The organism is Chryseobacterium sp. HNCC26DJ240, assembly GCF_057180485.1.
Window position 1 is genome coordinate 380,137 of record NZ_JBXUGK010000004.1, and the last position, 11,030, is coordinate 391,166.

Here is an 11,030-nt window from a genome sequence, read left to right on the forward strand (position 1 = left end):
TAAAAAATATAAGCAAAAAGACTTATAATTGATTGTTATTAGCGATTTTGCTTATGAATGAATTTGAGACTTGATGTTTGAAAATTGAGATTTTAAACAAATATGTTACAAAAAAAATATAAGCAAAAAGACTTATAATTAATCATTATTAGCTTTTTTGCTTATATTATATTTTTAATCAAAATTAATCTGCTCCAGGGAATTGATAGGTTTTTACAGGATGATCTGTACCGTCAATATTAATATTTAAGGCTAAATAGACAAAATGAAAATTCTCATTTTTGGTTGCTCCAAACTCTCTTTGCCAGAGATAACCTCCCAAAATTCCGAAATTATCATCTATCTGATATCCCATTCCTCCGTACACACGATTTCTTGCGAAAGATGGTTTATTAGGGCTTACAACAAACATTTCATCATACACATTGGCAAAAACAGTTTTTGGTTTTACCGATTTTGCATTTAAAGGAACGGTTACATTCAGCCTGTATCTGTATCTCCATCTTTCTGAATCTACATCTTTAATAGGATCATGAAACCAGCTTTTTTCAGCTCTTAAACGGTTTTCAAACTTCACTCTTCCGAGTTTAAAGTCGATTACATCCTGCAACCAGACTCTGAATTCTTCTCTACTGATACGATGATCTGTGTAGGTAGCATATCTACCCAAACCTACAAATGGCTTATGATTTTTAGTAAGAAAATATCCCAAACCTCCTTTTACTTCATAATAATCGGGATAGTAATATTCCTGTATACCTCTCGACTGAAGCTCGGCGTATGCAAAAAATTTAGGATGAAATTTATAGGTAAGCGTCAAAGCATTAAAACTTGAAACATGTTCCTGTGCATTAGCAAACATACCCCCTAAAATCAAACCCAGACCGAAAAAGAATTTCATTACAAAAAATTTTTGCAAAAATATTGCATTTAACAAAACTGTAATATTAATAATCATTCATTATTCGTTAACATTCAGTTAAAGTTAAGGGTGTACGAAAATCCTAAGTGAAACCATCTTTCCGGCATCGGAACACCGAAAGTTTCTGTGTATTTTGTATTGGTGATGTTATTAATCAAAACATAAACAGAAAGGTCATTTTTAGTAAAGCTCAATTTCTCATCTAAAAGCTGGTAGCTTCCGAAATTCAATCTTTCGTTGTAACGGTATACCAATTCGTTGGTAAAGTATTTCAGGAAATGATTTTGTAATTTTCCTACAAACTGGTGTTTCAGATTATCAAGGTTGTATCTTGCAAAAACAGATTCCGGATTTCTAAGTTTATTTTCTAAGAAAGTGTAACCGACGGTGTATCTCAGCCAGTCTGCTACTTTGTGATTGAGTTCCAGTTCTATACCTTTTACATTGCTGTCACCTACATTTTTCGCATACCAAACGGGATCTGTAAGACTTATTTTCGTCCAGTCGATGGTGTTGTTTCCTTCTCTCATAAATCCGCTGGCTTTTGCTAAAATATTTTTGGTCTGATACTGATAACCGATTTCGGCATACACTGCATTTTCAGGCAAAAGATTTGGATTTCCCTGTTCTGTTTTACTTACATAAAACAAATCTGTAAACGTCGGAACACGGTGAACTCTTGAGATATTTCCATAAACTTTGCTGTTTTCAAGGAAAGTATAGCCTACATCGATTCCCGGATAAAAGAAATTTCCATCTGTAGAATAATTTGCCCACGAAGCTCCCGGACTGATGTTTAATTTTTTATCAAAGAAAGAAAAATGATGCTCAAAAAACACCTGTGTTACAAATCTTTCACGATGACCTAAATTATTACTTGCCAGAAATTCCTTTCTCAGTTCAACTCCAAGACCAGTAGTTCCCAAACTTGAATTATAACTTGTATTCACTTCTCCACCCACATTGTTTCCAATATGCATATTTCGGTAAATTTCAGGCTTGGCTCTGTTGAAAACATACATATCCTGCCCTCTCCGCCAGTATACATTTGAATTTAATTTAAACTTTCCAAAACTCTGCTGATGTGCTAAACTCACGATTGAAGCCTGCAATTCTTCATATTGTTCTGTAGCTAAAGGAGAAGAATAAAAACCGTTCGCTCCAAACTTCTTCTCTGAAATTCCCGCCTGAAGTCTTAAACTTCCGTTTTTTATTTTAAGCTGATTTTGGTAATAAGCGTTGCGGATTTCGTAATCGGTATTGTATCGGTATCCCTGAGAAGAATTACTGTTGACCTGAAGTAAGTTTGAGAATTTTTCGTTTCCGAAATTGGCATTCAATCCCATTCCGTAGGTTTCATAATCTCCTGCATCAGCGCTTATTTTTACTCTTTTTCCGGGTTCTGATTTTGTAATGATATTAATAGCTCCAGCGTAAGCATTCTGCCCGAAACGTCTTGCTGCAGGTCCTTTTATGACTTCAATTCTTTCCACATCATCCAAATCAACAGGAATATTCAAAGAATTGTGTCCCGTTTGCGAATCATTCATTCTGATTCCGTTGATGAGAATAAGCACCTGCTCAAAAGATCCGCCTCTGAAACTTACATCACTCTGTACGCCGTTGGCTCCACGTCTTCTGACATCCATTCCCGGCACCAGCTGAAGAACTTCGTCAATACTTTTTGCCGGAGAAGCCAAAATATCAGCTCTCGTAATTACCGAAATATTCTGATTGGCAGATTTGTAAGGCGTTGCAATAAATTTACCCTGAATTTCCACAGAATCAATCTCAGCACTTTTTTCTTGTGCAGAAACCGAGAAATAGGCAGCTGCAGCAAAAACAGTCATCAGTTTTTTGATCATATTTTATATAGTTTAGTTTGAAGCAGCCAAAATTAGGGACTTCATTCAGACCACAAAATGATACTTGTCATGGAAGTTTTAAATTTATAATAAAAAGATTTGAGTATTATTTATGCAGTTTTGCACAGTTTGTTGATTTAAATATTTTCATTAATTGGAATTTATGATTGAGATTTAAATTTTGAACACAGAGCTCACAGAGTTTTTTCATCACTAATGCCTTTTAAAGTTTCACAAAACGGAGTTTCGCCGATTCAGATAAATTTGAATATATAATTTAGGCAAAGCCGTTAACTTATAAAAGATCTCAGAGTTTTTAGATCATAAGCAAATAAAATATTCGTATAACTTTATTAAAACAAGCAACTTTAAGTCTGCTCAGAATTTCGTATTTTTGCTAGTCTTAATTTTACTATGGCTATAACTACAGATATCGATATCAAGAAGCAACTTTTCGTAAAAAACGCGCATCTCAACAATCTGAAACACATTGATGTTTTGATTCCTAAAAACAAATTGGTGGTCATCACAGGAGTTTCGGGAAGCGGGAAATCTTCATTAGCTTTCGACACAATTTATGCCGAAGGACAGAGAAGATATGTTGAAAGTTTAAGCTCTTACGCTCGACAGTTTTTAGGGAAATTAGAAAAACCGAAGATTGACGACATCAAAGGTTTGGCGCCTTCCATTGCGATACAACAGAAAGTTATTTCTTCCAATCCGAGGTCTACAGTGGGAACTTCTACTGAGATTTATGATTACATGAAACTTCTTTTTGCGAGAATAGGGAAGACTTTTTCTCCGGTTTCAGGTGAAGAAGTAAAAAAAGATTCGGTAACTGATGTTGTAGATTATATTAAAGCCGCTAAAAAAGATACTGCATTTTTATTAACAGCCCCTTTTGATTTTGACGCTGAAAATTTTAAAGAAAATTTAAATATTTTAAAGCTGGCAGGTTTTACAAGACTCGAAATCAACGGAAATGTAGCCGGAATTGAAGATTTAGAAAGCTTTGGATTTACGCCTGAAAAAGGAATGATTATCAATTTGGTCATCGACCGTTTTTCTTATGAGGAAGACGAAAGTTTTCTACAGAGATTGGCAGATTCCATCCAAATGGCATTTTATGAAGGAAGAGGTTATTGTGCTTTAAAAAATATTGAAACGACTAAAGTTCAGGAGTTTTCAAACAAATTTGAGCTCGACGGAATGGAATTCGTAGAACCGAATGTTCATTTTTTCAGTTTCAATAATCCTTTTGGAGCATGTCCGACCTGTGAAGGTTACGGAAAAGTGATTGGTATCGATGAAGATCTGGTTATCCCGAACAAAGCTTTGTCTCTTTTTGAAGATGCTGTTGCATCATGGAAAGGCGAAAGCATGAGCGAATGGAAGAAAGATTTCATCAAAAAAGCCGGCGACTTCCCTATCCATAAGCCTTATCATCAGTTAACAAAAGAACAGAAAAATTTCCTGTGGAAAGGCGATGGAAAAAGCACTTTCCCTTCCCTGAACAATTTCTTCAAAATGTTGGAGGAAAATCTGTACAAAATTCAATACAGAGTGATGCTTTCAAGATACCGTGGAAAGACACTTTGCCCGACCTGCGAAGGTTTGCGTCTGCGTGAAGAAACAACCTGGGTAAAAATCGACGGACACAATATCCAATCGATGATTGAGCTTCCTTTGGATGAACTTTTTCCTTTAATTGAAGGCTTAAAACTATCTGATCACGATAAAGAAATTGCAAAAAGACTTTTATACGAAATTACGACCAGAATTGAATTTTTGCTGAAGGTTGGTTTGGGATATTTAACTTTAAACAGAACATCCAACACCCTTTCCGGAGGCGAAAGTCAGAGAATTAATTTGGCGACAAGTTTAGGAAGTTCTCTGGTTGGATCAATTTATATTTTAGATGAACCGTCCATCGGACTTCATTCAAGAGATACAGAAAATTTAATTGGAGTTCTGAAAAATCTGCGTGACCTCGGAAACACTGTAATTGTTGTGGAACACGATGAAGATGTGATGAAAGCAGCAGATTATATCATTGATATTGGTCCTGAAGCAGGATATTTGGGTGGAGAATTGGTTTTCGCAGGCGACTACAAAGAACTTAAGGATGCAGACACTTTAACCTCAAAATACCTTACCGGTAGACTTGAAATTGAAGTTCCGAAAAAGAGAAGAAAGGCCAAAGAATTTATCCATATAAAAGGAGCAAGACAGAATAATCTTAAAAATATTGATGTGGATATTCCGCTTGAAAATCTGGTGGTGATTACCGGAGTTTCAGGGAGTGGAAAATCTACTTTGATGAAAGAAATTCTCACCAATGATGTGCAGATTCAATTGGGAATGGGTGGAAAAAAGGGAGACTACGATTCGGTAGAATTCCCTTTAAAAATGATTAAAAACATTGAATTAATTGATCAAAACCCAATCGGAAAATCTTCAAGATCAAATCCTGTTACGTATCTTAAAGCATACGACGACATCAGAGATCTTTTTGCTAAGCAAAAAATGTCTAAAATGATGGGTTACAAACCAAAGCACTTCTCTTTCAACGTCGATGGCGGAAGATGTGACGAATGTAAAGGAGAAGGCGTAATCAATGTTTCGATGCAGTTTATGGCCGATATTGAATTGGAATGCGAAACCTGCAAAGGCACACGTTTTAAAAACGAAATTCTTGAAGTGAGATTTGATGAAAAAAGCATTTCAGACATTCTTCACATGACCGTTGACGAATCATTGGAATTTTTTAAGGAAAATAAAGAAGACAAAATTGTAACAAAACTAACTCCGCTTCAGGATGTTGGTTTAGGCTACCTTCAGCTTGGGCAGAGCTCTTCTACTCTTTCTGGAGGTGAAGCACAAAGGGTAAAACTGGCTTCTTTCCTTGTGCGAGGTGTGACCAATGATAAAACCTTGTTTATTTTTGATGAACCTTCTACCGGACTCCATTTTCATGATATTCAAAAATTATTAAAATCTTTGCAGGCTTTGATTGATTTGGGACATTCTGTGATTGTTATTGAGCACCAACCCGACATCATTAAATGTGCAGATTACATCGTAGACATCGGCCCCGATGCCGGAAAGCATGGCGGAGAAGTTGTTTTCACAGGAACTCCTGAAGAACTGGCAAAAAATAAGAAGTCGCATACCGCAAAATATGTGGCGGAGAAATTATAGGATTTATCTCAATAAATTAAAAAAGGAAGCAGATTTTGCTTCCTTTTTTTGTTGTTTCACAGTCATTTTTAAAACTTTGATTTCTTTTTTTATTATTTGACTTAAGATGAAACCTATGCTATATTTTAAATTGATCTTTCACTACTTTCTTCTTATCTCTAGACATGGGAATTTCATCTTTGTTTGTGAGGAGAAGTATATTTCCTTCAGATTTTTTTATACTTTTTATAAAGTTTTTATTGACCAAATGAGACTGATGACAGCGGATAAAGCCATATTTTTCTAAAAGACTCTGATACTCATACAAAGAAGTTGTAGAGACGATTTGTTCCTGATTTTCTAAAATAATCGTAGTGTAACTATTAGAACTTTCGCACCGGATAATATCATTCACTGCAACAAAATGTATTTCTTTCAAAGAAGAAACTGCTATTTTATGAGTGGCTTTATCATTTTCATTCTTTAAATATTCTACAAGATTCTCAAGAGATTTATTTACTTTTTTCTCTGAAATTCTTTTTTTTGCTTTCTGAATAGATACATCAAGTTCATTAAAATCAATAGGTTTTAGCACATAATCTAAAGCAGAGAATTTCACAGCATCTATACCATATTGAGAAAATGCGGTTACAAAAATAACTTCAAAATCATAGTAATTTAACATTTTTAAAAGTTCAAAACCATTTTTTGCGGGCATTTCGATATCAAGAAAAATAAGGTCAGGAGAAAGTTCCAGAAATAAATCGTAAGCCTGATCCACTCCATTAGCAGAAGCAACTACATCAATCTCATTTGGAAATCTTTTCTCCAAAATCAGTTTTAAATTTTCGACTGCATTTTTTTCATCATCTACAATGATTGCTTTAATCATTATTTAATAAATTTTTATAGATTATTAATGTCTTAGTACCGTAGTTATTGCATTCTACAAGGTAATTAATTTTCACTTTATCTGATGCTGAATTAAATAACGCAACACGATCTTTTGTAATATTAATTCCTTTTCCCGAAAATTTTTGATCAGTATGAAAACCTTTTCCGTTGTCTTGTATTTCAAATACTAAATTTCTACCTTTTTTAAAAATCTTGAATGAAAGTTTTCCATTTTCGTTTAATATCGAAATGCCATGTCGTATTGAATTTTCTAATATAGGTTGTACAAGCATTGGCAAAACTTCAGTGGTAGCCTCAGAAATTTCCGCATCAATGAAAATGTCAAAATTGAAAGAAAATCGAAGTTGTTCCAGAGAAATATAATGTCTTAATGCTTTAATTTCTAAAGAAAGAGGAATCACATCTTTATCACTAAAATCCAGAATAGCACGCATTAGTTTTGAAAAGTCAGTAAGATAAGCATTAGATTTATCGATATTTCCAGAGTTTATCAAACCTTGTATCGAATTTAGGGCATTAAATAAAAAATGAGGATTAAGCTGAGCAGACATAAATTGAAGTTTTGCTTTCTGCTCTCTTTGTAATCTCTTCATTCTTTTGTTTCTAAGAATTAAAAATATAAAAGCAGATAAAGTTATTACAAAAATGAAAAAGGAAATTTTCAACCAAATATTTTGAAACCATTTCGGCTCAGAGAAAAACTCTTTTGTAATATATTTTTTTTCACCTCGATATTTTACCTGAAGAACGTATTTTTTTCCGGGTTTAAAATCATGTAGAATAATAAAGTCGTTTGCTTTTTTCCATGTCTCAGAGGTAGGCTCACCATTTTCTAAAAGCCTGTACTCAAGCATATCTTTGGTATCAGCGGAATTTTTTGGACGGTAGAAAATCGCAATCTTGGTTTTCTCATCTACTTTTACAATGGGCTCTTCATATTTTGCGGAATGCAAACTTGGCCAGTCTTCGTAAAAACTATAATTGATTTGCTTCTTGTGAGAAAGTGCTTCTTCTACAAAAGTTTCTAAGGAAACTCCGTTGGGATTATGAATACTTGAACAGACAAGTGGCACAATATCATCCTTAACTTTATGTATGATACAATTCAAGAACGGTTTTTCGCCTTTTGTTCTGAATGAAATTTTCACCACATCATTTTCATTCAGAATTTGGTCTAAAATTTTATAAGCTTTTAAATTTTCACTCTTTTGTAAACGGGTAGTTTTGTCATTAATGCTAAAACCAGATTCTATATTTCTCCACGAATATAAAATCTTGTCATTTTTAAGAATTTGGAACTCCAAATTTTCAAAATCATACTGTCTAAGTTTGGTAGAATCAGCTACTATTTCACTAAAAGCTATATTCCGTATCAACGAATTAGAAACTGTGATTGAAAGTTGTTTACCATAAACATTTAAAATCTGATCTTTCCAAGGTGCTTTTATAAATTGAACATTTTTATCGGAACTTGTTTTTTGGGGTATAATAAAATTATTAGAAATTACAATCTGTGTTTCTCTTAGGGCAATTAGATAATTGTGCCTTTCTTGAGAGAATACTAAAATACTTTGTACAAACAAAAGGATTAAAAAAAATAGTTTTTTCATTACTGCAAATTTAAAATGATGAGCAAACTTATCAATCATTTTAAAGCTATTTCTTTAGTTTTTGAATTGGGTAGATTTTATTCTGTAATCTGTATCTAAGTTGCAATATCTGTTATGCTGTTACATGCACAAACTATTTTAAAACCATATCTTAAATTTTCTTTTATAATTTTAAATAGATAATGTCATGATTGCAATATTTAGCTTAAAAGTTACGGGAAAATCAGATTTTTAAAGTTTGTTTGTTTTAGTATAATGTAAAAGGTATAAAAAAGTGACTGCTTTTTATTATTTTACAGTCATTTTAAAGATTTTCATCTGTTCTCTTTTTTCAGAAATCACTTCCAACAGATAATTTCCGGCAGAAAGTTTTCCCTGCATCTGAATAAAATTAATTTTCTTTTTTTCCAAATCTCTAACAGCAATTAGTCTTCCTGACATCTCTGTAATTTTAATTGAAGCCTTTTGTGTCTGAAGAATATTCCCTTTTAAGTAGAAATTTCCATTGTTTGGATTGTCATAAAGTGCTATGTCTACAGACTTTTGAACTTCAGAAGCTGAAAGTGTATTTTTTAAAACAAATTTTACAATATATCCCAATGGTCTGTTGGGGTGAGGATCAAACATCGTAGGAAAAGCAGACCCCGGAGTCGTTACGTCAGTCGCAATACTGGTGTATCCATAAATCACGAGCGAACCGTCACTTAAGAACTCTGGACTATACTCATCTAAATAGGATGTGTTACCTTTATGTAAAAAATAAGAACAATATTTCATATTTCCAAGATGGTCAAATTCCGTAAAATACGAATTATATGCATTCGGAGAATTTTGTGTTAATGATGTACGAAAAGCACCGGGAGTTGCAATATTATCGGTATTCGCATATTGCCTTCCCGTAATTACAATTCTGTTGTTAAGTAAAGCCAAATTGTCAAATAAATTGGCTGTATCTTGATTGTTGCTCCCAAAATAAGTTCCCCAAACCCTGTTTCCTGTAAAATCAAATTTGGTAAGAAAAAGGTCAGATGGTCCTGTAATATTCATCTTGTATGCTCCCGGAGTAGCATAATATCCGGAGTTTGCCAGATCATCTGAAGCTCCACTGATGTATATTCCTGTGCTATTGACTTCAATTTCATTTGCAGAAGCAGAAGCACTGACTCCGGGAGAACCAAAATAAGTTCCCCACACCTTGGTTCCGTTAGAGCCATCAAATCTCATCAACATTTGCTTAGCAATAATATCCGGTTGGAAGGTTCCTGCTGTGGTCATTCCTGTAATAGTATTATTAGCACGGGAGGTGAGCATGTAGAGATTGCTTCCTGAAACTTCAATATCTGCAAGTGCTAAAGGAATGTAGGTTCCCCATATTTTCTGACCTGCAGAATTTAGTTTTACCAGGTATGTATTTATTGGGCTTGCAGAAGAAGAATTATAGAACTGCTGGTAAACTCCGGCAGTGCCCAAATTCGGTATTTCCTCATTAGTAGTTCCCAGTACAAAAATATTTCCGTCTTTCGAATCCATTCTTAAACTGAACAATTGTGTAAGAAAGGTGTTTGGAAGATATGTTTTCCAGAGCGTTGATCCTGCGGGATCAACTTTAGATAACAATAATGTAATATTATTTGAAAGAGGGTTTGCGGAAAGCCATACTCCGGGTGTAGAAAGATTATTTACCTGGCCGGTAAAGTATTCGAGATAATATTTGTTATCATTCCCATCGATGCCGACAAGGTTTTTTTGACTGGTAGTTGGCGTAGCTAAAAAATAACTGCCATACTGAAATTGTCCGGCAGAAGAAAATTTCACTAAGTAATCATTAGAAGAAGTGGATGACACAAAATTGTTTCCTCCAGCGGTAACATATTGATTGTAGTAATTAAGTGTATAACCTGTTTCTTGTTTGGTCTGCCCATTTATGTATATAGCATTCTGGCTGTCTTTTTGAAAAACACACCCCATCATCAAATTTTTCTTGCTTTGTAGTATTGTATGTGAACCTCCCACATATGTTCCCCAATCAAGGTCGTACGGAAATGTACTTTGAGCTTTGATAGAAAACAAGGAAAAGATTATGAAAAGATAAGTAAATATTTTTCTCATTGAGGTGAATCTGCATCAAATTTATTAAATATTTATCAAAAATTTGATAATTTAATTAAAAGATTACAAATTTTACATAAAGGAATTTTACATTAATTAGGTTTCATTTTGCTGGCATAAACTTTATCCACAAAAAAATGTGGATAACCTGTGAATTTTAACATTTAATTTACATGTTGTATTAAAATTATTCCTACTTTTACTATGTAATAAAAATGAAATGAATCTTTTTCTTGCCTTTTTCGATTTCGAAATCGCAATTAAATTTGAAATAAAAATTTAAGCACAGCACCGTCGGCTGTGCTTTTTTGTTGTTGTCTAACTAAAAAAATGAGATGTATTTATCTACTGGATCCGCTTCTAAAGAGCGGATTCTTTTATTATTAAATTACAGGAATAAAAAAACCGATAAATAAATTACCGGTTCCT

The 11,030-nt window shown here is 33.7% G+C and carries 6 protein-coding genes; 1 reads left to right on the forward strand and 5 read right to left on the reverse strand.

The genetic code is table 11. From position 1 onward, the window contains the following. Positions 1 to 184: 184 nt before the first annotated feature. Both AC2A1G_RS10335 and AC2A1G_RS10340 read right to left on the reverse strand, forming a co-directional pair. Positions 185 to 901, reverse strand: coding sequence for a DUF2490 domain-containing protein (locus tag AC2A1G_RS10335; RefSeq protein WP_484046835.1), 717 nt, complete (start codon positions 899 to 901; stop codon positions 185 to 187). Positions 902 to 975: 74 nt separating this feature from the next. Then, entirely contained in the window at positions 976 to 2,787 is a 1,812-nt protein-coding gene (locus AC2A1G_RS10340) for a TonB-dependent receptor plug domain-containing protein (protein ID WP_484046836.1), read from the reverse strand. 414 nt (positions 2,788 to 3,201) lie between these two features. On the opposite strand from AC2A1G_RS10340, the gene uvrA reads away from it, so the two are divergent. After that, positions 3,202 to 5,988 (forward strand): excinuclease ABC subunit UvrA, encoded by a 2,787-nt coding sequence (gene uvrA / locus AC2A1G_RS10345; RefSeq protein WP_484046837.1) that lies wholly within the window; start codon positions 3,202 to 3,204, stop codon positions 5,986 to 5,988. A gap of 118 nt (positions 5,989 to 6,106) precedes the next feature. Here uvrA and AC2A1G_RS10350 read toward each other — a convergent pair whose 3' ends face one another. The 3 genes from AC2A1G_RS10350 to AC2A1G_RS10360 all read right to left on the reverse strand — a co-directional run bounded on the left by AC2A1G_RS10350 (position 6,107) and on the right by AC2A1G_RS10360 (position 10,601). Continuing rightward, on the reverse strand, positions 6,107 to 6,859 hold the full coding sequence (locus tag AC2A1G_RS10350; protein ID WP_484046838.1) for a LytR/AlgR family response regulator transcription factor: 753 nt from the start codon (positions 6,857 to 6,859) through the stop codon (positions 6,107 to 6,109). Continuing rightward, positions 6,852 to 8,492, reverse strand: a complete 1,641-nt coding sequence (locus AC2A1G_RS10355; protein WP_484046839.1) for a sensor histidine kinase — start codon at positions 8,490 to 8,492, stop codon at positions 6,852 to 6,854. Before AC2A1G_RS10355 ends, AC2A1G_RS10350 begins: the two co-directional genes overlap by 8 nt. A 288-nt stretch (positions 8,493 to 8,780) precedes the next feature. Then, positions 8,781 to 10,601: a T9SS type A sorting domain-containing protein gene (locus tag AC2A1G_RS10360; protein WP_484046840.1), complete on the reverse strand. Its 1,821-nt coding sequence runs from the start codon at positions 10,599 to 10,601 to the stop codon at positions 8,781 to 8,783. Positions 10,602 to 11,030 lie beyond the last annotated feature (429 nt).

Excerpts from the sequence above, each read along its gene's own strand:
- uvrA (WP_484046837.1), top strand. The coding sequence starts at position 3,202 with ATGGCTATAACTACAGATATCGATATCAAGAAGCAACTTTTCGTAAAA.
- AC2A1G_RS10340 (WP_484046836.1), bottom strand. The coding sequence starts at position 2,787 with ATGATCAAAAAACTGATGACTGTTTTTGCTGCAGCTGCCTATTTCTCG.
- AC2A1G_RS10335 (WP_484046835.1), bottom strand. The coding sequence starts at position 901 with ATGAAATTCTTTTTCGGTCTGGGTTTGATTTTAGGGGGTATGTTTGCT.
- AC2A1G_RS10350 (WP_484046838.1), bottom strand. The coding sequence starts at position 6,859 with ATGATTAAAGCAATCATTGTAGATGATGAAAAAAATGCAGTCGAAAAT.
- AC2A1G_RS10360 (WP_484046840.1), bottom strand. The coding sequence starts at position 10,601 with ATGAGAAAAATATTTACTTATCTTTTCATAATCTTTTCCTTGTTTTCT.
- AC2A1G_RS10355 (WP_484046839.1), bottom strand. The coding sequence starts at position 8,492 with ATGAAAAAACTATTTTTTTTAATCCTTTTGTTTGTACAAAGTATTTTA.